Origin of the sequence: Escherichia sp. WS1118 (assembly GCF_046487695.1) — a bacterium.
GTDB classification, from domain to species: Bacteria; Pseudomonadota; Gammaproteobacteria; order Enterobacterales; family Enterobacteriaceae; genus Escherichia; species Escherichia coli.
Map to the genome: position 1 here is coordinate 173,010 of NZ_JBJQIZ010000010.1, position 23,851 is coordinate 196,860.

A 23,851-nucleotide genomic window follows, 5' to 3' on the forward strand; every position below is an offset into this window, starting at 1 on the left:
ATGAAAAAACCTGTCGTGATCGGACTGGCGGTAGTAGTACTTGCCGCCGTGGTTGCCGGAGGCTACTGGTGGTATCAAAGCCGCCAGGATAACGGCCTGACTCTGTATGGCAACGTGGATATTCGTACGGTGAATCTTAGTTTCCGTGTTGGGGGGCGCGTTGAGTCGCTGGCGGTGGACGAAGGTGATGCGATCAAAGCGGGCCAGGTGCTGGGCGAACTGGATCACAAGCCGTATGAGATTGCCCTGATGCAGGCGAAAGCGGGCGTTTCGGTGGCTCAGGCGCAGTATGACCTGATGCTTGCCGGGTATCGCGACGAAGAAATCGCTCAGGCCGCCGCAGCGGTGAAACAGGCGCAAGCTGCCTATGACTATGCGCAGAACTTCTATAACCGCCAGCAAGGACTGTGGAAAAGCCGCACCATTTCGGCAAATGACCTGGAAAATGCCCGCTCCTCGCGCGACCAGGCGCAGGCCACGCTGAAATCAGCGCAGGATAAATTGCGTCAGTACCGTTCCGGTAACCGCGAACAGGACATCGCCCAGGCGAAAGCCAGCCTCGAACAAGCGCAGGCGCAACTGGCGCAGGCGGAGCTGAATTTGCAGGATTCGACGCTGGTCGCTCCGTCTGATGGCACGCTGTTAACGCGCGCGGTAGAGCCAGGCACGGTGCTTAATGAAGGTGGCACGGTATTTACCGTCTCGCTGACGCGTCCGGTGTGGGTACGCGCCTATGTTGATGAACGTAATCTTGACCAGGCCCAGCCGGGGCGCAAAGTGCTGCTTTATACCGATGGTCGTCCGAACAAACCGTATCACGGGCAGATTGGTTTCGTTTCGCCGACTGCTGAATTTACCCCGAAAACCGTCGAAACACCGGATCTGCGTACCGACCTCGTCTATCGCCTGCGTATTGTGGTGACCGACGCCGATGATGCGTTACGCCAGGGAATGCCGGTAACGGTGCAATTCGGTGACGAGGCAGGACATGAATGATGCCGTTATCACGCTGAACGGCCTGGAAAAACGCTTTCCGGGCATGGACAAGCCCGCCGTCGCACCGCTCGACTGCACCATTCACGCCGGTTATGTGACGGGGCTGGTTGGGCCGGACGGTGCGGGCAAAACCACGCTGATGCGGATGCTGGCGGGATTACTGAAACCCGACAGCGGCAGTGCCACGGTGATTGGCTTTGATCCGATCAAAAACGACGGCGCGCTGCACGCCGTGCTCGGCTATATGCCGCAGAAATTCGGCCTGTATGAAGATCTGACGGTGATGGAGAACCTCAATCTGTACGCGGATTTGCGCAGCGTCACCGGCGAGGCACGGAAGCAGACTTTTGCTCGCCTGCTGGAGTTTACATCTCTTGGCCCGTTTACCGGACGCCTGGCGGGCAAGCTCTCCGGTGGGATGAAACAAAAACTCGGCCTGGCCTGTACCCTGGTAGGCGAACCGAAAGTGTTGCTGCTCGATGAACCCGGCGTCGGCGTTGACCCTATCTCACGGCGCGAACTGTGGCAGATGGTGCATGAGCTGGCGGGCGAAGGGATGTTAATCCTCTGGAGTACCTCGTATCTCGACGAAGCCGAGCAGTGCCGTGACGTGTTACTGATGAACGAAGGCGAGCTGCTGTATCAGGGAGAACCGACGGCCCTGACTCAAACCATGGCCGGACGCAGCTTTCTGATGACCAGCCCGCACGAGGGCAACCGCAAACTGTTGCAACGGGCATTGAAACTGCCGCAGGTCAGCGACGGCATGATTCAGGGGAAATCGGTACGTCTGATCCTCAAAAAAGAGACCACGCCAGACGATATTCGCCATGCCGACGGGATGCCGGAAATCGACATCAACGAAACTACGCCGCGTTTTGAAGATGCGTTTATTGATTTGCTGGGCGGTGCCGGAACCTCGGAATCGCCGCTGGGCGCAATATTACATACGGTAGGAGGTACACCTGGCGAGACGGTGATCGAAGCGAAGGAACTAACCAAGAAATTTGGTGATTTTGCCGCCACCGATCACGTCAACTTTGCCGTTAAACGCGGGGAGATTTTTGGTTTACTGGGACCAAACGGCGCGGGTAAATCGACCACCTTTAAGATGATGTGCGGTTTGCTGGTACCGACCTCTGGTCAGGCGCTGGTGCTGGGCATGGATCTGAAAGAGAGTTCCGGTAAAGCGCGCCAGCATCTCGGCTATATGGCGCAAAAATTTTCGCTCTACGGCAACCTGACGGTCGAACAGAATTTACGCTTTTTCTCTGGTGTGTATGGCTTACGCGGTCGGGCGCAGAACGAAAAAATCTCCCGTATGAGCGAGGCGTTCGGCCTGAAAAGTATCGCCTCCCACGCGACCGATGAACTGCCATTAGGTTTTAAACAGCGGCTGGCGCTGGCCTGTTCGCTGATGCATGAACCGGACATTCTGTTTCTCGACGAACCGACGTCCGGCGTTGATCCCCTCACCCGCCGTGAATTTTGGCTACATATCAACAGTATGGTAGAGAAAGGCGTCACGGTGATGGTCACCACCCACTTTATGGATGAAGCGGAATATTGCGACCGCATCGGCCTGGTGTACCGCGGGAAATTAATCGCCAGCGGCACACCGGACGATTTGAAAGCGCAGTCGGCCAACGATGAGCAACCCGATCCCACGATGGAGCAAGCCTTTATTCAGTTGATCCACGACTGGGATAAGGAGCATAGCAATGAGTAATCCGATCCTGTCCTGGCGTCGCGTGCGGGCGCTGTGCGTCAAAGAGACGCGGCAGATTGTTCGCGATCCGAGTAGCTGGCTGATTGCGGTAGTGATCCCACTGCTACTGCTGTTTATTTTTGGATACGGCATTAACCTCGACTCCAGCAAGCTGCGCGTCGGGATTTTACTGGAACAGCGTAGCGAAGCGGCGCTGGATTTCACCCACACCATGACCGGTTCGCCCTACATCGACGCCACCATCAGCGATAACCGTCAGGAACTGATCGCCAAAATGCAGGCGGGGAAAATTCGCGGTCTGGTGGTTATTCCGGTGGATTTCGCCGAACAGATGGAGCGCGCCAACGCCACCGCACCGATTCAGGTGATCACCGACGGCAGTGAGCCGAATACCGCTAACTTTGTGCAGGGGTATGTCGAAGGGATCTGGCAGATCTGGCAAATGCAGCGAGCGGAGGATAACGGGCAGACTTTTGAACCGCTTATTGATGTACAAACCCGCTACTGGTTTAACCCGGCGGCGATTAGCCAGCACTTTATTATCCCCGGTGCGGTGACCATTATCATGACGGTCATCGGCGCGATTCTCACCTCGCTGGTGGTGGCGCGAGAATGGGAACGCGGCACCATGGAGGCTTTGCTCTCTACGGAGATTACCCGCACGGAGCTGCTGCTGTGTAAGCTGATCCCTTATTACTTTCTCGGGATGCTGGCGATGTTGCTGTGTATGCTGGTGTCGGTGTTTATTCTCGGCGTGCCGTATCGCGGGTCGCTGCTGATTCTGTTTTTTATCTCCAGCCTGTTTTTACTCAGTACCCTGGGGATGGGGCTGCTGATTTCCACGATTACCCGCAACCAGTTCAACGCCGCTCAGGTGGCCCTGAACGCGGCTTTTCTGCCGTCGATTATGCTTTCCGGCTTTATATTTCAGATAGACAGTATGCCCGCGGTGATCCGCGCGGTGACGTACATTATTCCCGCACGTTATTTCGTCAGCACTCTGCAAAGCCTGTTCCTCGCCGGGAATATTCCAGTGGTGCTGATAGTGAACGTGCTGTTTTTGATCGCTTCGGCGGTGATGTTTATCGGCCTGACGTGGCTGAAAACCAAACGTCGGCTGGATTAGGGAGAAGAGCATGTTTCATCGCTTATGGACGTTAATCCGCAAAGAGTTGCAGTCGCTGCTGCGCGAACCGCAAACCCGCGCAATTCTGATTTTACCCGTGCTGATTCAGGTGATCCTGTTCCCGTTCGCCGCCACGCTGGAAGTGACCAACGCCACCATCGCCATCTACGATGAAGATAACGGCGAGCATTCGGTGGAACTTACTCAACGTTTTGCCCGCGCCAGCGCCTTTACCCATGTGCTGCTGCTGAAAAGCCCGCAGGAGATCCGCCCGACCATCGACACACAAAAGGCGTTACTACTGGTGCGTTTCCCGGCTGACTTCTCGCGCAAACTGGATACCTTCCAGACCGCGCCGTTGCAGTTGATCCTCGACGGGCGTAACTCCAACAGTGCGCAAATTGCCGCCAACTACCTGCAACAGATCGTCAAAAATTATCAGCAGGAGCTGCTGGAAGGAAAACCGAAACCCAACAACAGCGAGCTGGTGGTACGCAACTGGTATAACCCGAATCTCGACTACAAATGGTTTGTGGTGCCGTCGCTGATCGCCATGATCACCACTATCGGCGTAATGATAGTCACTTCACTTTCCGTCGCCCGTGAACGTGAACAAGGTACGCTCGATCAGTTGCTGGTTTCGCCCCTCACCACCTGGCAGATATTCATCGGCAAAGCCGTACCGGCATTAATTGTCGCCACCTTCCAGGCCACCATTGTGCTGGCGATTGGTATCTGGGCGTATCAAATTCCCTTCGCCGGATCGCTGGCGCTGTTCTACTTTACGATGGTGATTTACGGTTTATCGCTGGTGGGATTCGGTCTGTTGATTTCATCACTCTGTTCAACACAACAGCAGGCATTTATCGGCGTATTTGTCTTTATGATGCCCGCCATTCTCCTTTCCGGTTACGTTTCGCCGGTGGAAAACATGCCAGTGTGGCTGCAAAATCTGACGTGGATTAACCCTATTCGCCACTTTACGGACATTACCAAGCAGATTTATTTGAAGGATGCGAGTCTGGATATTGTGTGGAATAGTTTGTGGCCGCTACTGGTGATAACGGCCACGACAGGGTCAGCGGCGTACGCGATGTTTAGACGTAAGGTGATGTAACTTCTTATCTTTCGCCAGCAAAGACACCACCGCCGGGCCGGCAAGGATTGCCAGCCCTGCAATTGCCAGCAAAAAGTTGTTTTCCAGTACGCGGGACAACAGCCACAGCACAATCAGCGCTGCACCAAAATACCAGGTCGTGGTCAGCTCTTCCAGCACGTCTGCCACCTCACGCCAGCGTTGCTCGGGGTGGCGCTGAAACACCAGCATCATCACTACCGTGGCACAATACAGTGCGCATAATCCTACGCCGACGTGAACCAGAGTTTTACTCATCCAGCCCACCACCAGCAGCGCCACTACCAGTAAATGCAACATAATCTGCCAGCAACTTAGGCCAGTTGCGACACGAACACGTTGTTGCCACTTCATGGCTTCTCTCCTGAAGAATTTATCTCTACTTATTCAGAGTACCGAACTTTACGGAAAATTCCGTAAGACCGCACCTTTTTGTGACGCCGACTACACTATTTCAATGAGATAAGAGGCAAAGACAGGAAAATTATGCCCGATCAAACACAACAATTTTCGTTCAAGGTGCTCACCATCAATATTCACAAAGGCTTTACCGCGTTTAACCGACGCTTCATTTTGCCGGAACTTCGCGACGCCGTGCGTACCGTCAGCGCCGATATTGTTTGCCTGCAGGAAGTGATGGGCGCGCACGAAGTTCATCCGCTGCATGTGGAAAACTGGCCCGATACCTCGCACTACGAGTTTCTCGCCGACACCATGTGGAGCGATTTCGCCTACGGTCGCAATGCCGTATACCCGGAAGGACATCACGGTAACGCCGTTCTTTCACGTTATCCCATTGAACATTATGAGAATCGTGATGTTTCGGTCGATGGTGCGGAAAAGCGCGGCGTGCTCTACTGCCGCATTGTGCCGCCGATGACCGGGAAAGCGATTCATGTGATGTGCGTACATCTGGGCCTGCGTGAGGCGCACCGTCAGGCGCAGCTTGCGATGCTCGCCGAATGGGTGAATGAGCTACCGGACGGCGAACCGGTATTGGTAGCGGGTGATTTCAACGACTGGCGGCAAAAAGCTAATCATCCGTTAAAAGTGCAGGCCGGGCTGGATGAGATTTTTACCCGCGCCCACGGACGCCCGGCGCGCACGTTTCCGGTGCAATTTCCTCTACTACGACTGGACAGGATCTACGTCAAAAATGCCAGCGCCAGCGCGCCAACCGCGTTGCCGCTGCGGACATGGCGACACCTTTCTGATCATGCCCCTTTAAGTGCGGAGATTCATTTATGAAATGTAGCTGGCGCGAAGGCAATAAGATCCAGTTGCTGGAAAACGGCGAGCAATATTATCCCGCGGTGTTTAAGGCGATTGGAGAGGCACAAGAACGCATCATTCTTGAAACGTTTATCTGGTTTGAGGATGACGTCGGCAAACAGCTGCATGCGGCGCTATTGGCAGCAGCGCAACGCGGGGTAAAAGCGGAAGTCTTGCTGGATGGCTACGGTTCGCCGGATCTCAGCGATGAGTTTGTCAATGAACTGACGGCAGCTGGCGTGGTGTTCCGCTACTACGATCCCCGCCCTCGCCTTTTTGGTATGCGCACCAATGTGTTTCGCCGGATGCATCGCAAAATTGTGGTGATCGACGCGCGTATCGCCTTTATTGGTGGGCTGAATTACTCCGCCGAGCATATGTCCAGCTACGGCCCGGAGGCCAAACAGGATTACGCGGTACGCCTCGAAGGGCCGATTGTCGAAGATATTCTCCAGTTTGAGCTGGAAAACCTGCCAGGACAAAGCGCGGCGCGACGCTGGTGGCGACGTCATCATAAAGCGGAAGAGAACCGCCAGCCGGGAGAAGCGCAGGTATTGCTGGTCTGGCGCGATAACGAAGAACATCGCGATGATATCGAACGTCACTATCTGAAAATGCTCACTCAGGCGCGGCGGGAAGTGATTATCGCCAACGCCTACTTCTTCCCCGGCTATCGTTTTTTACACGCCTTGCGTAAAGCGGCACGGCGCGGGGTGCGGATCAAACTGATCATTCAGGGCGAACCGGATATGCCGATTGTCAGAGTCGGCGCGCGTTTGCTGTATAACTATCTGGTTAAAGGTGGCGTTCAGGTGTTTGAGTACCGCCGCCGCCCGCTCCACGGCAAAGTGGCATTGATGGACGATCACTGGGCGACAGTAGGGTCCAGTAATCTCGATCCGCTCAGTTTGTCACTGAATCTCGAAGCAAATGTCATCATCCACGATCGTAATTTTAACCAGACGCTGCGCGATAATCTGAACGGCATTATTGCCGCAGATTGTCAGCAGGTCGATGAGACCATGCTGCCGAAACGCACCTGGTGGAACCTGACTAAAAGCGTGCTGGCGTTCCACTTTCTACGCCACTTCCCGGCGCTGGTGGGCTGGCTTCCGGCGCACACGCCACGTCTGGCGCAGGTTGATCCCCCCGCACAACCGACAATGGAAACGCAGGATCGGGTAGAAACTGAAAACACGGGGGTAAAACCCTGATGAGTAAATCACACCCGCGCTGGCGCTTAGCAAAGAAGATCCTCACCTGGCTGTTTTTTATCGCGGTGATTGTGTTGCTGGTGGTCTACGCCAAAAAAGTGGACTGGGAAGAGGTCTGGAAGGTCATCCGCGACTACAATCGCGTTGCGCTGCTTAGTGCGGTCGGGCTGGTGGTCGTCAGTTATCTGATTTACGGTTGCTACGACCTGCTCGCCCGTTTCTACTGCGGTCACAAACTGGCGAAGCGCCAGGTGATGCTGGTGTCGTTTATCTGCTACGCCTTCAACCTGACACTCAGTACCTGGGTCGGCGGCATTGGTATGCGCTATCGTTTGTACTCCCGACTGGGGTTACCGGGCAGCACTATTACGCGGATTTTTTCGCTCAGTATTACCACCAACTGGCTAGGCTATATTTTGCTAGCGGGGGTTATCTTTACCGCAGGCGTGGTGGAGTTGCCGGATCACTGGTATGTCGATCAAACTACGCTGCGTATTCTCGGTATTGGCTTACTGGTGATTATCGCGGTTTATTTGTGGTTTTGCGCTTTCGCGAAGCACCGCCATATGACCATCAAAGGGCAAAAGCTGGTGCTGCCTTCGTGGAAATTCGCCCTCGCCCAGATGCTGATTTCCAGCGTTAACTGGATGGTAATGGGAGCGATTATCTGGCTGTTACTTGGTCAAAGCGTGAACTATTTCTTTGTACTGGGCGTGTTGCTGGTTAGTAGTATTGCTGGCGTCATCGTGCATATTCCGGCGGGAATTGGTGTGCTGGAAGCGGTGTTTATCGCGCTACTGTCTGGGGAGCATACCTCCAAAGGCACAATTATCGCCGCCCTGCTCGCTTACCGTGTGCTGTATTACTTTATCCCACTGCTGCTGGCGCTGATCTGTTACCTGTTGCTGGAAAGCCAGGCGAAGAAGCTACGGGCGAAAAATGAAGCGGCGATGTGAAGTATAGTTAAGTTCTTTAGTATGTGCATTTACGGCTAATGAAAAAACCGCGTATGCCTTTGCCAGACAAGCGTTATAGCTATAGCGGCAAGAATCCCAAAGAAGCCGATAAAATAGTAATAGAGTGTTAATGCACCTATAAAAGCACAACGAACCGAACTCCATAATTCTTCACTATGGCTTTTTCCTGTCAGTTCAAGGAGCTTATTTCGTCCATGCGAGATAATGCCTGACCATAAGACAATCATTAAGCAACTTATTACCCAAATGGGTCGTTCACTCATTAATGTGGCATTCACGATGATTACCAGGGCCAACCCTGTCAACGTCATCATAATGATAAAACGGTGAGAACCAGGATCAAATTTAAACAATAGACCTGCCAGCATACTGATTAAAAACATCGATCCCGCAGTGCTGAACACGACTATAATGGCAGATACAGGCGCTAAACTCGCAACGACAATCGCCACCAAAGAGATTAAAAACAAATATATTACGCCCGCGATGGCGGTATTTATCTTGTTGATATCTTTACTTAAGCCATACATAGAAAGTAATAATAATCCTATAGCAACATACATTTGCGGTGAATCATATTTTGTTGCCGTAATTTCGAGATACTTAGCGCCCCAGGCCAGCCCTGCGGTTGCCACCAAACCCAAAGCGGTAATGAGCCATATGCTGTTTAATATCCTGGCTTCGTGCTGAAAATCTAATTTATTGCTATTTTGCGAGTATGATTCCATTCTTTTAGTTGTCCTTAGAAAAAACATTAATATTCACCATCAATAAATTTAAAACCACGCATACAAAATACTTTTGCATTTATGGATACAGAAAACGCTTCCGCTCGTCCATAAGGCATATTTTATACCTGGTACTTGTTAAGTGTCGTTTTTAATAAGAAAAAAATCCCGACACATGGCCGGGATATTGATGATGAAAAAGAATTAACGGCGGTTGCCGAAGATCCGCAGCAACATCAGGAACAGGTTGATGAAGTCCAGATACAAGGTTAACGCGCCAAGAATGGAATATTTGCGCAGGTCCGACGTGTCGCGGGTATCAATCTGCTCACCCATATTTTTCAATTTCTGAGTGTCATACGCCGTCAATCCGACAAAGACAATCACGCCGATGTAGGTAACTGCCCACATCAATGCTTCGCTTTTCAGCCAGAAGTTGACCAGCGATGCCAACACAATGCCGATTAACGCCATAAACAGCATATTGCCAAAGCCGCTTAGATCGCGCTTCGTGGTGTAACCGTACAGGCTCATTGCGCCAAACATCCCGGCAGTAACGACGAAAGTACTGGCGATAGAAGCAGCGGTATAGACAATGAAAATACTGGAAAGCGTAAGACCCGTCAGCGCCGAATAAAGCATAAAGAGCATCGTCGTCACACCTGCGCTCAGCTTTTGAATCATCGCTGATAACACAATAACCAATGCTAATTGCGCGATGATCAGACCGATTAAAAAGACACGGTTAGTAAACAACAGCTCCATCACGGCCGCGGAATTAGCCGCATACCAGGCAACAAATGCTGTCAGCAACAAGCCAACGGTCATCCAGCCATAGACTTGCGCCATATAAGTTTGCAAGCCAGCCCGGGGTTGTACGATTGAATCAGAACGTGGGAATCTGTCCATGACTTTCTCCTGAAGATATAAGGAATATCTTAAGGATACTGCAAAATGATGAGGCTGTGCATCGACGCAGCGTAAACGTATGTACTGAGCGGTGAAATTGCCGGACGCAGCGGTGCCTTATCCGGCTAACAATAAACTACCAGCGTTTTGCCGCCTGCTGATCGCTCTCCCGAGCTTCGACCCAACGGTCGCCTTCCGGCGTGGCTTCGCGCTTCCAGAACGGTGCGCGGGTTTTGAGATAATCCATAATAAACTGCCCGGCTTCAAACGCACTGCTGCGATGCGCACTGGTAACACCGACAAAAACAATTTCATCGCCCGGCCATAATTCACCAATGCGGTGAATTACCGTGACGCGCCCCAGCGGCCAGCGGTTACGCGCTTCATCAACGATTTCTGCCAGTGCTTTTTCTGTCATTCCCGGATAGTGTTCGAGGGTTAATGCTTTGACGCTGTCGCCCAGGTTATGGTTGCGCACCTTACCGGTAAAGGTGACTACCGCACCGTCTTCGTCACGCTCAGCCAGCCACGGGTACTCTTCTCCTACGCTGAACGCCTGCGGGCCGACAACAATTTTGGTTTCTGCCATCTTAACCTCCGGTTACCGGCGGGAAGAAAGCCACTTCGTCGCCGTCAGTCAGCGAATGGTCAAAACTCACCAGCGTCTGGTTGACAGCAGCCAGCAATTTGCCATCTTCCAGCGCCAGCGACCAACGATCGCTCTGCGCAGCCAGATGTTGGCGTAACGCTTCAACGGTTGGGAAATCCGCAGCCACTTCGGTTGCATCTGTTCCCACCAACTCGCGCACCTGGGCGAAAAAAAGAACGTTAATCATCCGCTTCCACCTTAAAGTCACCCGACTTGCCGCCGCTCTTTGCCAGCAAACGTACCGGACCAATCACCATATCTTTTTGCACCGCTTTGCACATGTCATAAATGGTCAGCGCCGCCACGGAGGCCGCGGTTAACGCTTCCATTTCGACACCGGTTTTCCCGGTCAGGCGGCATAAGGTTTCTATACGTACCCGATTGTGCTCCGGCTCGGCCTGTAAATTGACTTCAACTTTGCTGAGCATCAGCGGGTGACACAGCGGGATCAGATCCCAGGTGCGTTTTGCCGCCTGAATACCGGCGATACGCGCAGTGGCAAATACGTCGCCTTTGTGGTGGCGACCATCAATAATCATCGCCAGCGTCTCGCTGCGCATGGTGACAAAGGCTTCGGCGCGCGCTTCACGCACGGTTTCCGCTTTGGCGGAGACATCCACCATGTGAGCTTCGCCAGCGGCGTTGATATGGGTCAGTTGCGACATACTTATTTCTTCAAATGTGGATGAAAATTACACGGACGCGTACGGGCATCCAGCTGCGGCGCAATGATATTTTCCCATGCGGTACGGCACGCTTTGGTCGAACCCGGCATGGCGAAAATCAGCGTTTTGTTAGCGACGCCCGCTACCGCACGAGATTGCAACGTGGAAGTGCCAATCTCTTCGAACGACAACATCCGGAACACTTCACCAAAACCTTCAACTTCACGGTCGAACAACGGCAGCAGCGCTTCGGGAGCCTGATCGCCTTCCGTCAGGCCAGTACCACCCGTAATCAACACCACTTGTACATCGTCGCTGGCGATCCACGCAGATACCTGAGCGCGAATAGCGTAGCGGTTTTCTTTCACAATGGCTTTATCGACAACGTGATGGCCCGCTTCTTGCGCCGAGTCGCGCAGATAGTGACCGGAGGTATCGTCTTCTTCACCGCGACGATTAGAAACCGTAAGAATAGCAATACGGGTCGGGATAAATTCAGTGCTTACCTGACTCATCTGATCTCTCCTTTTGACGTTTTAGCCACCAATGTACGATAAGTTTTGCGTAATACCGGTGTTATTTTGATGCAGGAAATGGGTCTGTTTTTTCTCCCGCAGCGCCGCTGAAATACGCGCTTCCAGCGCCTGTTGCTGGGTATCGTCTTCCAGCAGATCGCGTAGGTTAACGCCGCCTTCACCAAACAGGCAGAGATGGAGTTTACCAATGGAGGAAACGCGCAGGCGGTTGCAAGTGGCGCAGAAGTCTTTTTCATACGGCATGATAAGGCCAATCTCTCCGGCGTAATCCGGATGACAAAAGACTTGCGCGGGACCGTCGCTGCGTTGACGTAATTGGTGGATCCAGCCGCGACGCAGTAGCTCGTCACGCAGAACCTGACCAGAGATGTGATGCTTACGGAAGAGCTCGCTGCCCTCGCCCGTTTCCATCAGTTCGATGAAACGCAGCTGAATGGGACGATGCTGGATCCAGTTCAGAAAGGTGTCGAGCTGGTGATGATTAACATCACGCATCAGCACGGTATTGACTTTAACCTTCTCAAAACCGGCCTCAAATGCAGCATCGATTCCTGCCATGACCTGGTTGAATTTATCCTGCCCGGTAATGGCATGAAACTGGCGAGCGTCCAGACTGTCGACGCTGACGTTGATGCCAGTAAGTCCAGCATCGCGCCAGTTCGCCACATCGCGCTCCAGACGGTAACCATTGGTGGTGACCGCTATCTGGCGAATAGCGTCGTTTTCTCGCACAGCAGCGATGATATCGGTAAAGTCGCGGCGTAAAGATGGCTCACCACCTGTCAGACGGACTTTTTCGGTGCCCAGACTGGCGAAGGCGCGCGTAACCCGGCGAATTTCATCGACGGTCAGAAAGCCTTTATTGGTGACGCCGCTCGGCTTGTAACCATCCGGCAGGCAGTAGGTGCAACGAAAGTTACACACATCAGTAATCGACAGGCGCAAGTAGTAAAACTTACGCGCAAATGCATCAGTCAGTTGTGAAGCCATGTACACCTTTCCAGATACGGGAGGCGAAGTCATTTCTTCCTTCGCCCTGGTGGCAATCTTTACGAGCATTGTCACGGCCAAAGCACCGTATCAGTTGACCCAGGTGCAGAGGCTAGAGTGTTTAGTGGTTAAGCCGATACTAGCGTGTAAATGAGATTTTTACCATCCACACTTTCGCTATGTAATCATGTATATAGCGTCATGATCGTGCTATTTCGCTACAGAATAAGGGAAAATGGCGGTTTTACTTTGATATACATCATCAGGGAGGCATAGCGTGCATCGTCCTTTAGAGGTAGAAGAAAATAGTTTGTATCCTCAATATTGGCAGGTTAATTGCTGTTTCCTCGCAATTTGCGCTACTGTAGCGCGGATAATCTGACTCCAGGAAACTATATGCGCAATCGTACGCTGGCTGACCTTGATCGTGTCGTTGCTCTCGGCGGAGGGCATGGACTGGGACGCGTTCTCTCATCACTTTCGTCTTTGGGTTCTCGTTTAACGGGTATCGTCACCACCACCGATAACGGTGGCTCGACGGGGCGTATTCGCCGCTCAGAAGGCGGCATTGCCTGGGGCGATATGCGCAACTGCCTCAATCAGCTGATAACTGAACCCAGCGTCGCTTCCGCAATGTTTGAATATCGTTTCGGCGGTAATGGCGAACTTTCCGGGCACAACCTTGGAAACCTGATGTTAAAGGCACTGGATCACCTTAGCGTGCGACCTCTTGAAGCGATCAATCTGATTCGAAATCTGCTGAAAGTGGACGCACATTTGATTCCGATGTCGGAGCATCCTGTTGATCTGATGGCGATTGACGATCAGGGGCATGAAGTATACGGCGAGGTCAATATCGACCAGTTAACTGCGCCGATTCAAGAGTTATTGTTAACGCCGAATGTACCCGCAACGCGTGAGGCGGTTCACGCTATCAGTGAAGCGGATCTCATCATTATTGGGCCTGGCAGTTTTTACACCAGCCTGATGCCAATTCTGCTGCTGAAGGAAATCGCACAGGCATTACGCCGCACGCCAGCGCCGATGGTCTATATCGGCAATCTGGGGCGTGAGTTGAGTTTACCTGCGGCTAATCTGAAGCTGGAAAGCAAGCTGGCAATTATGGAGCAGTATGTTGGTAAAAAGGTAATTGATGCGGTCATCGTCGGGCCAAAAGAGGATGTCTCGGCGGTGAAAGAGCGGATTGTGATTCAGGAAGTGCTGGAGGCCAGCGATATTCCGTATCGTCATGACCGCCAGTTGTTGCATAGCGCGCTGGAAAAGGCATTACAGGCTTTAGGTTAACACGAAGCCGGAAGAATATTCCGGCTTCGTCATCTTGTCACGACGCGGCAATAAACAGCTCACGCAACTGATGCAACTGGTCACGAATTTGCGCCGCTTCTTCGAACTCCAGATTCTGCGCGTGTTGCATCATCAACCCTTCCAGTTCATGGATCTTCTGCTGTAACGCTTTAGGCGACATATCCATCGGCACATTATCCGGTTCAACAATCGGGCGCGATTTTCCTCTGCCCTTCGCTTTGGTTTTGGCAATGTTCTGCCCCAGCGCCAGGATATCGACCACTTTCTTGTTCAAGCCTTGCGGCGTAATGCCGTGTTCTTCGTTGTACTTCTGCTGTTTCTCGCGGCGACGTTCGGTTTCGCCAATCGCTTTCGCCATTGATGGGGTGATCTTATCGCCATAGAGAATCGCTTTACCGTTAACGTTACGTGCCGCACGACCAATGGTCTGGATCAACGAACGTTCGGAACGCAGGAAGCCTTCTTTGTCAGCGTCGAGGATCGCCACCAGCGAAACTTCCGGCATATCCAGACCTTCGCGCAGTAAGTTGATCCCTACCAATACGTCGAACTCACCCAGACGCAAGTCGCGGATAATCTCCATACGTTCGACGGTGTCGATATCTGAGTGAAGATAACGCACGCGCTCACCGTGTTCTTCGAGATATTCAGTGAGATCTTCCGCCATCCGCTTGGTCAGAGTTGTAACCAGTACGCGTTCGTTAATTGCCGCTCGCTGACGAATCTCCGAAAGAAGATCATCCACCTGTGTTGCCACTGGCCGCACTTCGATAATCGGGTCGAGTAAGCCTGTTGGACGCACCACCTGATCCACCACATCGCCACCGGATTTTTCCAGCTCGTAATTACCCGGCGTCGCCGAAACATAGATGGTTTGCGGCGCTAATGCTTCGAACTCTTCAAATTTCAGCGGACGGTTATCCAGCGCTGATGGCAGGCGGAAGCCGTACTCCACCAGTGTCTCTTTACGCGCCCGGTCACCGCGATACATGCCGCCAATTTGTGGAATGGTAACGTGAGATTCATCGACCACCAGCAGCCCATCAGCAGGCAGGTAATCAAACAGCGTCGGCGGTGGCTCACCCGGTCCACGACCGGAGAGGAAGCGCGAGTAGTTCTCAATCCCCGAACAGTAGCCTAGCTCGTTCATCATCTCCAGATCAAACTGGGTACGCTGGGTCAGCCGCTGCTCTTCCAGCAGTTTGTTGTTTTCCAATAGCACTTTACGTCTGGCGGCCAGCTCTTCTTTGATCTCCTCCATCGCCTGGACGATGCGCTCGCGTGGCGTGACGTAGTGCGTTTTCGGGTAGATGGTAAAACGTGGAATAGTGGAAACAATCTGCCCGGTCAGCGGGTCAAATAACGACAATCGTTCCACTTCCTCGTCAAACAGCTCCACGCGAAGTGCAATGTCATCCGATTCTGCCGGGAAGATATCAATCACCTCGCCACGAACACGGAAAGTACCACGCTGGAAGGCTTGATCATTACGAGCATATTGCAGCTCCGCCAGTCGGCGCAGGATCGCGCGCTGATCGATAATCATACCGACCGTGAGATGGAGCATCATCTTGAGATATAAATCAGGATCGCCCAGACCATAAATCGCGGAAACAGACGCCACCACAACCACATCACGCCGCTCCAGCATCGCTTTGGTGGCGGACAAACGCATCTGTTCGATATGTTCGTTTACCGAGGCATCTTTCTCAATGAAGGTGTCGGAACTCGGTACATAGGCCTCCGGCTGATAGTAGTCGTAGTAGGAGACGAAATATTCCACCGCGTTTTCCGGGAAGAATTCTTTCATTTCGCCATACAGCTGGGCCGCCAGCGTTTTGTTGGGCGCAAGTACCATGGTTGGGCGCTGAAGGTCAGCAATGACATTGGCAATGGTGAAGGTTTTCCCGGAGCCAGTCACGCCAAGTAACGTCTGGTGCGCCAGGCCATCTTCCAGCCCCTCTTCGAGACGTCGAATCGCCTCCGGCTGATCGCCAGAAGGTTTAAAAGCGGAATTCAGTTTGAACGGTTTACTCATGAGTCGCTACCTGAAGGAGTTGGGCGGGCAGGTATGTAATTTTACTCGTCGTACTTAATTATGCCAACAAATTATACTGGATAAAAAAACAGTTTATCACCATAATATTTCTGTTACAGCGTAAACTCCGCTGTCAATCATGAGCAAAATTTACTCTGCGGCGAGATAAAACTCCGGCCTTACCGGGTTATCCCCAAAGCAACGGCTTTTTTAACATTTGTCAAGATGATTGATGACAGTTTTATGGCAAGAGATGCCTGTTCAGTGACTGCCATTGCAATTATCTAACCTGTTAAAAAATAAAAGATATTTCTTTGAGCCGTCTTTAACGCCAATTCGCGTGCAAGCCGCGTATTCTCTCGCTTGCCTCGTGTTTTCTAACTCTAATACACATGGTTATCCACAGGAATAGTGGATAACTGTCTGCAGCCCCTATCCCCCGCCGCCTGGGCAATTCCCACATTCACCGCATGATGCGGAGGTAAAATTTTTTTCGTGATTTTTTTAGAATTTAATTGGTTAAATTGCAGTCAATCGGAGACACGATCTCGCTCGCAATTTAACCAATTACAGGATGACTACATTAAGGCAAGATTGATGTACTTTCCGGTTGCCGCATTTTCTGGATTTTCTGCAAGCCAGGGAATTTCGCCCAGCAGCGGCGCGGGAATCATGCGGGTGAGCGTGGTCATATATTCAGCGTGACGTTTTCCCGGAGGCGTGACATCGTTCGCCACCCACCCCGCCAGAGTCAGTCCGGCGTGTAGTATTGCCTGCGCAGTCAACATCGCGTGATTAATACAGCCGAGTTTCACACCAACTACCAGTATCACCGGCAGTTGTTCCTGTGTTACCCAATCCGCAAAAGTGAAAGTGTCAGAAAGCGGCGTAAACCAGCCGCCAGCACCTTCCACTAACACCCAGTCAGCCTGTTGTTCAAGCGCGCGTAATCCGGCGCTCATTACCAATGATTCTATCGGCCTGCCCTCTTGCGCGCTGATGATATGCGGCGAGGTGGGTTCTGCGAAGGTGTAAGGATTTACCGTTGCGTAATCCAGCTGCAGGCTACTGTTGCGCTGTAACGCCAGCGCGTCACTATTACGTAAGCCTTTCGGGGTCTTTTCGCTGCCAGAGGCCACCGGTTTATAACCTGCCGTCCGGTAGCCTGCTGCCTTTGCGGCTTGTAAAAGCGCGCAGCTGGCGACAGTTTTCCCCACTTCGGTATCCGTTCCGGTGACAAAATAACATTTACTCACGAGCAATCACTCCCAAAAAAAGATGATACGTCAGAGGATATCGCCCCTGTTGTTGCGGCCAGGCCAGTTGCAATCGCTGCAACTGCGAACGCGTTAATATTCGCGGGTCACGCCCTTCATGAAGATGCGTGGCACCGATGCCTTTCAGCGAACGCATGGCACTGAGCGCATCATCAAACCACAGCGTGATGGGCTGAATATAATGTTGATAATGCACGGCGTTTAGCGACTGTTCGATTTTATCTGGCGGTAAAAAGCGATTAGCATGCGGGCGCTCGTCCACCGCCTGCCACGCCTGATGCAGTTCGGGTAACGATCCCTGCACCAGCGTGGTAAACGCGACCACGCCTCCGGGGCGCACCACCCGATACAGCTCGCGGAGTGCCATGGATAAATTACCGCACCACTGCACCGCGAGATTGCTCCATGCAAGATCGAACGTCGCAGTCGCTAACGGCAGGGATTCGATATCTCCCGCCAGATAATGGTCTGCGGCATCCTTCTGGCGTGCCTGAACAAGCATTGGCGGAGAGAGATCTAACGCAGTCACCTGCGCGTGACGCTCTCGCCAGCGGCGGCTCATCCAGCCTGGTCCACAACCCGCATCCAGTACGCGGGTGTATTTACGCTGTGGGAGCATTGCCAGTAAGGCGTCAGCACTCTGGCGCTGTAGATCGGCGTGTTGCTCATAGTGTGCGGCTGCCCGTCCAAATGCCGCAGCAATGGCTTGTTTATTAACCGTTGCCATGCAGCACCTCCAGCAGACGGTCGATATCCTGCATTTCATGCGCTGCGGTTAGCGTTAAGCGCAGTCGCGCAGTACCAGCGGGTACGGTTGGTGGGCGAATTGCCGTGACCCAACAGCCTTGCTGGCGCAGTTTTTCTGCCAGTTGTAACGCACGGCTGTTATCACCGACGATCAATGGCTGGATGGCGCTGCATGAATCAGCAAGCGTAAACGGCAAATCCTGTACTCCGGCACGAAAACGCGTAATGAGTGCCGCCAGTTTTTCGCGCCGTGCATCACCCTCATCACTGCGAATGACCGCCAGCGATGCACGTAATGCCTGCGCCTGAGCGGGCGGCATACTGGTGCTGTAAATAAGATGGCGGGCAAATTGCAGTAAATAATCCGCCACCGTATCGGAGCAAAGCACCGCTGCCCCGCTGACGCCAAATCCTTTGCCAAAAGTCACCACCAGCAATTCTGGTTTTACCTTTTGCAGCCAGCAGCTGCCGCGCCCCTGCTCCCCGATAACGCCCGTGCCGTGGGCATCATCGACCATCAACCAGCCATTGTGCTGTTGCGTTACTTGCTGGATTTCCGCCAGTGGCGCACTATCGCCGTCCATGCTGAACACGCCTTCTGTCACCACCAGTTGCTGCCCCGGACAGGGGGAAGCAAGCAGTCGCGCCAGATGAGCGACATCGTTATGGGTAAAACGTCGAAGCGGCGACGGGCTTAAACTGGCAGCCTCCAGCAATGAGGCATGGCTAAGCCGGTCGGCAACAATACGGTCCTCTTTCGCCATCATCGCGGCAATGACTGCCTGATTAGCGGCAAAACCAGAGATAAACAGCAGTGCCCGCGAATAGCCCAGCCACTCGGCCAGTTCTTCTTCCAGCGCCTGATGCGCCACGCTATAACCGCTGACGTGACCGGAACCGCCGCTACCGACGCCAAATTGCTCCGCTCCCTGCTGCCAGGCGCGGATAATTTGCGGATGATGGCTTAAACCTAAATAATCGTTACTGGAAAAGTTCAGATACTGGCAATCATCTGCCACCAGCCAGCGTCCGGCTCCTTGTGCCACCGGATAACGGCGACGCAAGGCATCAGCAACACGCCGCGCATCAAGCGCCGCGTCGATTTTCTCCTGCCAGATCATAGTGCTGCCGCGTTGTAATATTCGTCGGTGTCCGGGGTCATTAGTGCCTGCTCCAGACGCTGCTGTTGTTCGTTATCGCCCGCCAGAACGGCGGTTTGTTGCGGATTCAGCCCCAGTTTGCGGAACAGTTGCAGATCTTTATCTTCTTCCGGATTCGGCGTGGTCAGCAGTTTGCAACCGTAGAAAATCGAGTTTGCGCCAGCCATAAAGCACATCGCCTGAGTCTGTTCGTTCATCTGCTCGCGTCCGGCAGAAAGGCGTACGTAAGAGGTCGGCATCATGATCCGCGCTACGGCAATGGTACGGATAAAATCAAAGGCATCGACATCGTCGTTATCCGCCAGCGGCGTGCCTTTCACCTTCACCAGCATGTTGATTGGCACGCTTTCCGGCGGCGTCGGCAAGTTTGCCAGTTGCAGCAATAATCCGGCGCGATCTTTCACCGTTTCGCCTAAGCCCACAATGCCACCTGAACAGACTTTAATCCCAGCTTCTCGCACTTTTTCCAGCGTATCGAGACGTTCCTGATAGGTGCGGGTGGTGATGATATTGCCGTAAAACTCCGGCGAGGTGTCGAGGTTGTGGTTATAGTAATCCAGCCCGGCATTCGCCAGGCGCTGCGCCTGAGATTCACTCAACGTGCCCAGCGTCATACACGCCTCCAGCCCCATCGCTTTTACCCCCTGCACCATTTGTTCCAGGTACGGCATATCACGTTCGTGGGGATTCTTCCACGCCGCGCCCATACAGAAACGTGTCGATCCCGCCGCTTTCGCTTTGCGCGCCGACTCCAGCACCTGTTCAACTTCCATCAACCGCTCGGCTTCCAGCCCGGTTTTGTAGCGCGAGCTTTGCGGGCAATATTTGCAATCTTCCGGACAAGCTCCGGTCTTAATCGACAGCAAAGTGCTGACCTGCACCTGACGAGGATCGAAATGCTGACGATGCACCTGCTGCGCTTCAAACAGCAGATCCAGCAACGGTTTTTCAAATAATTCTGTGACTTGCGACAATGTCCAGCGTGGGCGGTGAGCCATGGGGCTTCTCCAAAACGTGTTTTTTGTTGTTAATTCGGTGTAGACTCGTAAACCTAAATCTTTTCAATTTGGTTTACAAGTCGATTATGACAACGGACGATCTTACCTTTGACCAACGCCATATCTGGCACCCATACACATCCATGACCTCCCCGCTGCCGGTTTATCCGGTGGCAAGCGCCGAAGGTTGCGAGCTAATTTTGTCTGACGGCAGACGCCTGGTTGACGGTATGTCGTCCTGGTGGGCGGCGATCCACGGTTACAATCACCCGCAGCTTAATGCGGCGATGAAGTCGCAAATTGATGCTATGTCGCATGTGATGTTTGGCGGTATCACCCATGCGCCCGCCATTGAGCTGTGCCGCAAACTGGTGGCGATGACGCCGCAACCGCTGGAATGCGTTTTTCTCGCGGACTCCGGCTCCGTAGCGGTAGAAGTGGCGATGAAAATGGCGTTGCAGTACTGGCAGGCCAAAGGCGAAGCGCGCCAGCGTTTTCTAACCTTCCGCAATGGTTATCATGGCGATACCTTTGGCGCGATGTCGGTGTGCGATCCGGACAACTCAATGCACAGCCTGTGGAAAGGCTATCTGCCAGAAAACCTGTTTGCTCCCGCCCCGCAAAGCCGCATGGATGGCGAATGGGATGAGCGCGATATGGTGGGCTTTGCCCGCCTGATGGCGGCGCATCGTCATGAAATCGCGGCGGTGATCATTGAACCGATTGTCCAGGGCGCAGGCGGGATGCGCATCTACCATCCGGAATGGTTAAAACGAATCCGCAAAATGTGCGATCGCGAAGGTATCTTGCTGATTGCCGACGAGATCGCCACCGGATTTGGTCGTACCGGCAAACTGTTTGCCTGTGAACATGCAGAAATCGCGCCGGATATTTTGTGTCTCGGTAAAGCCTTAACCGGCGGCACAATGACCCTTTCCGCCACGCTCACCACGCGCGAGGTTGCGGAAACCATCAGTAACGGCGAAGCCGGCTGCTTTATGCATGGGCCAACTTTTATGGGCAATCCGCTGGCCTGCGCAGCAGCAAACGCCAGCCTGGCGATTCTTGAATCTGGCGACTGGCAGCATCAGGTGGCGGCTATTGAAGGGCAGCTACGCGAGCAACTTGCCCCCGCCTGTGACGCCGAAATGGTTGCCGATGTGCGCGTACTGGGGGCAATCGGCGTGGTCGAAACCACTCGTCCGGTGAATATGGCAGCGCTGCAAAAATTCTTTGTCGAACAGGGTGTCTGGATCCGGCCTTTTGGCAAACTGATTTACCTGATGCCGCCCTATATTATTCTCCCGCAACAGTTGCAGCGTCTGACCGCAGCGGTTAACCGTGCGGTGCAGGATGAAACATTTTTTTGCCAATAACGGGAAGTCAGCGTGAGGGTTTCTGGCTACACTTTCTGCAAACAAGAAAGGAGGGTTCATGAAACTCATCAGTAACGATCTGCGCGATGGCGATAAGCTGCCGCATCGTCATGTCTTTAACGGCATGGGTTACGATGGCGATAATATTTCACCGCATCTGGCGTGGGATGATGTTCCTGTGGGAACGAAAAGTTTTGTTGTCACCTGCTATGACCCGGATGCGCCAACCGGCTCCGGCTGGTGGCACTGGGTAGTTGTTAATTTACCCGCTGATACCCGCGTATTACCGCAAGGGTTTGGCTCTGGTCTGGTAGCTATGCCAGACGGCGTTTTGCAGACGCGTACCGACTTTGGTAAAACCGGGTACGATGGCGCAGCGCCGCCGAAAGGCGAAACCCATCGCTACATTTTTACCGTTCACGCGCTGGATGTAGAACGTATTGATGTCGATGAAGGTGCCAGCGGCGCGATGGTCGGGTTTAACGTTCATTTTCACTCTCTGGCGAGTGCCTCGATTACTGCGATGTTTAGTTAATCACTCTGCCAGATGGCGCAATGCCATCTGGTATCACTTAAAGGTATTAAAAACAACTTTTTGTCTTTTTACCTTCCCGTTTCGCTCAAGTTAGTATAAAAAAGCAGGCTTCAACGGATTCATTTTTCTATTTCATAGCCCGGAGCAACCTGTGAACACATTTTCAGTTTCCCGTCTGGCGCTGGCATTGGCTTTTGGCGTGACGCTGACCGCCTGTAGCTCAACACCGCCCGATCAACGTCCTTCTGATCAAACCGCGCCTGGTACCTCTTCTCGCCCGATTCTGTCGGCAAAAGAAGCGCAGAATTTCGATGCTCAACACTATTTTGCATCCCTGACACCAGGTGCGGCAGCGTGGAATCCTTCCCCGATTACCCTGCCTGCGCAACCTGACTTTGTTGTCGGCCCGGCGGGTACTCAAGGTGTAACGCATACCACGATTCAGGCGGCGGTAGATGCGGCAATTATCAAGCGTACCAACAAGCGCCAGTATATTGCCGTGATGCCTGGTGAGTATCAGGGAACGGTGTATGTCCCTGCCGCTCCGGGTGGAATTACTCTATACGGTACAGGTGAAAAACCGATTGATGTGAAGATTGGGCTTTCCCTTGATGGTGGCATGAGCCCTGCCGACTGGCGTCACGACGTCAACCCGCGCGGCAAATATATGCCAGGTAAACCGGCGTGGTATATGTACGATAGCTGCCAGAGTAAACGCAGCGACAGTATCGGTGTTCTCTGCTCTGCGGTCTTCTGGTCACAAAACAATGGCCTGCAACTGCAAAACCTGACCATCGAAAACACGCTGGGCGATAGCGTAGATGCGGGTAACCATCCGGCGGTGGCACTGCGTACTGATGGCGACAAAGTGCAGATCAATAACGTCAACATTCTCGGTCGTCAGAACACCTTCTTTGTCACCAACAGCGGTGTGCAGAACCGTCTGGAAACGAATCGTCAGCCGCGTACGCTGGTGACCAACAGCTATATTGAAGGGGATGTGGATATCGTTTCTGGTCGCGGCGCAGTGGTGTTCGATAACACCGAATTCCGCGTGGTGAACTCCCGTACCCAGCAAGAAGCGTATGTGTTTGCACCGGCTACGCTGTCCAACATTTACTACGGTTTCCTCGCCGTAAACAGCCGTTTCAATGCTTCCGGTGATGGCGTGGCGCAACTGGGCCGCTCGCTGGATGTTGATGCCAATACCAACGGTCAGGTAGTGATCCGTGATAGCGCCATCAACGAAGGTTTTAACACAGCCAAACCGTGGGCTGATGCGGTGATCTCTAATCGTCCGTTTGCGGGTAACACCGGCAGCGTTGATGATAACGACGAAGTACAGCGCAATCTGAATGACACTAACTACAACCGCATGTGGGAATACAATAACCGCGGCGTGGGTAGCAAAGTGGTTGCAGAGGCGAAGAAGTAGGAGCTGTTAACTATGTGCCGGATGCGGCGTAAA

At 53.1% G+C, this 23,851-nt stretch carries 24 protein-coding genes and 1 riboswitch; of the genes, 11 read left to right on the forward strand and 13 right to left on the reverse strand.

The features are described from left to right. The 4 genes from hlyD to ACJHYO_RS17855 are packed head-to-tail and all read left to right on the forward strand — an operon-like array spanning window position 1 to window position 4,968. The gene (gene hlyD / locus ACJHYO_RS17840) at window positions 1-996 is read left to right on the forward strand and encodes a secretion protein HlyD (protein ID WP_001298684.1); all 996 of its coding nucleotides are present in this window, start codon (window positions 1-3) and stop codon (window positions 994-996) included. Next, the gene (locus ACJHYO_RS17845) at window positions 989-2,725 is read left to right on the forward strand and encodes an ATP-binding cassette domain-containing protein (RefSeq protein WP_085455252.1); all 1,737 of its coding nucleotides are present in this window, start codon (window positions 989-991) and stop codon (window positions 2,723-2,725) included. The genes hlyD and ACJHYO_RS17845 overlap by 8 nt, the downstream gene beginning before the upstream one ends. Beyond that, window positions 2,718-3,851 carry an ABC transporter permease gene (locus tag ACJHYO_RS17850; protein WP_000070127.1) on the forward strand — a complete coding sequence of 378 codons (1,134 nt, stop codon included), beginning with the start codon at window positions 2,718-2,720 and terminating at the stop codon, window positions 3,849-3,851. The genes ACJHYO_RS17845 and ACJHYO_RS17850 overlap by 8 nt, the downstream gene beginning before the upstream one ends. A gap of 10 nt (window positions 3,852-3,861) precedes the next feature. After that, entirely contained in the window at window positions 3,862-4,968 is a 1,107-nt protein-coding gene (locus ACJHYO_RS17855) for an ABC transporter permease (protein WP_000469031.1), read from the forward strand. On the opposite strand, the gene ACJHYO_RS17860 is transcribed toward ACJHYO_RS17855, so the two are convergent. After that, window positions 4,930-5,340 (reverse strand): YbhQ family protein, encoded by a 411-nt coding sequence (locus ACJHYO_RS17860; RefSeq protein ID WP_021515802.1) that lies wholly within the window; start codon window positions 5,338-5,340, stop codon window positions 4,930-4,932. The two genes, ACJHYO_RS17855 and ACJHYO_RS17860, sit on opposite strands and share 39 nt — an antisense overlap. A gap of 132 nt (window positions 5,341-5,472) precedes the next feature. Here ACJHYO_RS17860 and ACJHYO_RS17865 point away from each other — a divergent pair, with 132 nt between their 5' ends. The 3 genes from ACJHYO_RS17865 to ACJHYO_RS17875 are packed head-to-tail and all read left to right on the forward strand — an operon-like array spanning window position 5,473 to window position 8,428. Beyond that, window positions 5,473-6,234 carry an endonuclease/exonuclease/phosphatase family protein gene (locus tag ACJHYO_RS17865; RefSeq protein WP_001113348.1) on the forward strand — a complete coding sequence of 254 codons (762 nt, stop codon included), beginning with the start codon at window positions 5,473-5,475 and terminating at the stop codon, window positions 6,232-6,234. Next, a complete protein-coding gene (gene clsB / locus ACJHYO_RS17870) occupies window positions 6,231-7,472 on the forward strand; it encodes a cardiolipin synthase ClsB (protein ID WP_000650339.1) in 1,242 nt (413 codons plus the stop codon). Before ACJHYO_RS17865 ends, clsB begins: the two co-directional genes overlap by 4 nt. Then, window positions 7,472-8,428, forward strand: coding sequence for a YbhN family protein (locus tag ACJHYO_RS17875; RefSeq protein WP_085455250.1), 957 nt, complete (start codon window positions 7,472-7,474; stop codon window positions 8,426-8,428). Before clsB ends, ACJHYO_RS17875 begins: the two co-directional genes overlap by 1 nt. A 35-nt stretch (window positions 8,429-8,463) precedes the next feature. Here the strand turns inward: ACJHYO_RS17875 and ACJHYO_RS17880 are convergent, their stop codons facing one another. The 7 genes from ACJHYO_RS17880 to moaA all read right to left on the reverse strand — a co-directional run bounded on the left by ACJHYO_RS17880 (window position 8,464) and on the right by moaA (window position 12,926). Continuing rightward, the gene (locus tag ACJHYO_RS17880; protein WP_001298686.1) at window positions 8,464-9,177 is read right to left on the reverse strand and encodes a Bax inhibitor-1/YccA family protein; all 714 of its coding nucleotides are present in this window, start codon (window positions 9,175-9,177) and stop codon (window positions 8,464-8,466) included. Window positions 9,178-9,381: 204 nt separating this feature from the next. Further along, window positions 9,382-10,086 (reverse strand): Bax inhibitor-1/YccA family protein, encoded by a 705-nt coding sequence (locus tag ACJHYO_RS17885; RefSeq protein WP_410232530.1) that lies wholly within the window; start codon window positions 10,084-10,086, stop codon window positions 9,382-9,384. Window positions 10,087-10,222: 136 nt separating this feature from the next. Continuing rightward, on the reverse strand, window positions 10,223-10,675 hold the full coding sequence (gene moaE, locus ACJHYO_RS17890; protein ID WP_000852274.1) for a molybdopterin synthase catalytic subunit MoaE: 453 nt from the start codon (window positions 10,673-10,675) through the stop codon (window positions 10,223-10,225). Window position 10,676: 1 nt separating this feature from the next. Next, a complete protein-coding gene (gene moaD / locus ACJHYO_RS17895; protein ID WP_000611264.1) occupies window positions 10,677-10,922 on the reverse strand; it encodes a molybdopterin synthase sulfur carrier subunit in 246 nt (81 codons plus the stop codon). Then, window positions 10,915-11,400, reverse strand: a complete 486-nt coding sequence (gene moaC / locus ACJHYO_RS17900) for a cyclic pyranopterin monophosphate synthase MoaC (protein ID WP_000080885.1) — start codon at window positions 11,398-11,400, stop codon at window positions 10,915-10,917. Before moaC ends, moaD begins: the two co-directional genes overlap by 8 nt. A 2-nt stretch (window positions 11,401-11,402) precedes the next feature. Beyond that, entirely contained in the window at window positions 11,403-11,915 is a 513-nt protein-coding gene (moaB, locus tag ACJHYO_RS17905; protein ID WP_000084639.1) for a molybdenum cofactor biosynthesis protein B, read from the reverse strand. A 21-nt stretch (window positions 11,916-11,936) separates the two neighbouring features. Continuing rightward, window positions 11,937-12,926: a GTP 3',8-cyclase MoaA gene (gene moaA, locus ACJHYO_RS17910; protein WP_001295301.1), complete on the reverse strand. Its 990-nt coding sequence runs from the start codon at window positions 12,924-12,926 to the stop codon at window positions 11,937-11,939. Beyond that, window positions 12,914-13,058, reverse strand: a riboswitch (molybdenum cofactor riboswitch). It overlaps the preceding gene by 13 nt. 264 nt (window positions 13,059-13,322) lie before the next feature. On the opposite strand from moaA, the gene yvcK reads away from it, so the two are divergent. Further along, complete coding sequence (yvcK, locus tag ACJHYO_RS17915; RefSeq protein ID WP_001331964.1) at window positions 13,323-14,231, forward strand: uridine diphosphate-N-acetylglucosamine-binding protein YvcK; 909 nt, start codon at window positions 13,323-13,325, stop codon at window positions 14,229-14,231. 37 nt (window positions 14,232-14,268) lie between these two features. On the opposite strand, the gene uvrB is transcribed toward yvcK, so the two are convergent. The 5 genes from uvrB to bioB form a co-directional block, all read right to left on the reverse strand. Continuing rightward, window positions 14,269-16,290: an excinuclease ABC subunit UvrB gene (gene uvrB / locus ACJHYO_RS17920; protein ID WP_000042533.1), complete on the reverse strand. Its 2,022-nt coding sequence runs from the start codon at window positions 16,288-16,290 to the stop codon at window positions 14,269-14,271. Between the two features lie 578 nt (window positions 16,291-16,868). Next, window positions 16,869-17,546 carry a dethiobiotin synthase gene (gene bioD / locus ACJHYO_RS17925; RefSeq protein ID WP_000030925.1) on the reverse strand — a complete coding sequence of 226 codons (678 nt, stop codon included), beginning with the start codon at window positions 17,544-17,546 and terminating at the stop codon, window positions 16,869-16,871. Continuing rightward, window positions 17,539-18,294, reverse strand: a complete 756-nt coding sequence (gene bioC / locus ACJHYO_RS17930) for a malonyl-ACP O-methyltransferase BioC (protein ID WP_085455249.1) — start codon at window positions 18,292-18,294, stop codon at window positions 17,539-17,541. Before bioC ends, bioD begins: the two co-directional genes overlap by 8 nt. Then, window positions 18,281-19,435 (reverse strand): 8-amino-7-oxononanoate synthase, encoded by a 1,155-nt coding sequence (bioF, locus tag ACJHYO_RS17935; protein WP_085455248.1) that lies wholly within the window; start codon window positions 19,433-19,435, stop codon window positions 18,281-18,283. The genes bioC and bioF overlap by 14 nt, the downstream gene beginning before the upstream one ends. Beyond that, window positions 19,432-20,472, reverse strand: coding sequence for a biotin synthase BioB (gene bioB, locus ACJHYO_RS17940; RefSeq protein WP_000951218.1), 1,041 nt, complete (start codon window positions 20,470-20,472; stop codon window positions 19,432-19,434). Before bioB ends, bioF begins: the two co-directional genes overlap by 4 nt. An 86-nt stretch (window positions 20,473-20,558) precedes the next feature. On the opposite strand from bioB, the gene bioA reads away from it, so the two are divergent. From bioA to ACJHYO_RS17955, 3 genes are all read left to right on the forward strand, one after another. Further along, window positions 20,559-21,848: an adenosylmethionine--8-amino-7-oxononanoate transaminase gene (gene bioA, locus ACJHYO_RS17945; RefSeq protein WP_085455247.1), complete on the forward strand. Its 1,290-nt coding sequence runs from the start codon at window positions 20,559-20,561 to the stop codon at window positions 21,846-21,848. A 58-nt stretch (window positions 21,849-21,906) separates the two neighbouring features. Next, on the forward strand, window positions 21,907-22,383 hold the full coding sequence (locus tag ACJHYO_RS17950) for a kinase inhibitor (RefSeq protein WP_000767411.1): 477 nt from the start codon (window positions 21,907-21,909) through the stop codon (window positions 22,381-22,383). A 151-nt stretch (window positions 22,384-22,534) separates the two neighbouring features. Further along, the gene (locus ACJHYO_RS17955) at window positions 22,535-23,818 is read left to right on the forward strand and encodes a putative acyl-CoA thioester hydrolase (RefSeq protein WP_001091562.1); all 1,284 of its coding nucleotides are present in this window, start codon (window positions 22,535-22,537) and stop codon (window positions 23,816-23,818) included. Window positions 23,819-23,851: the final 33 nt, after the last annotated feature.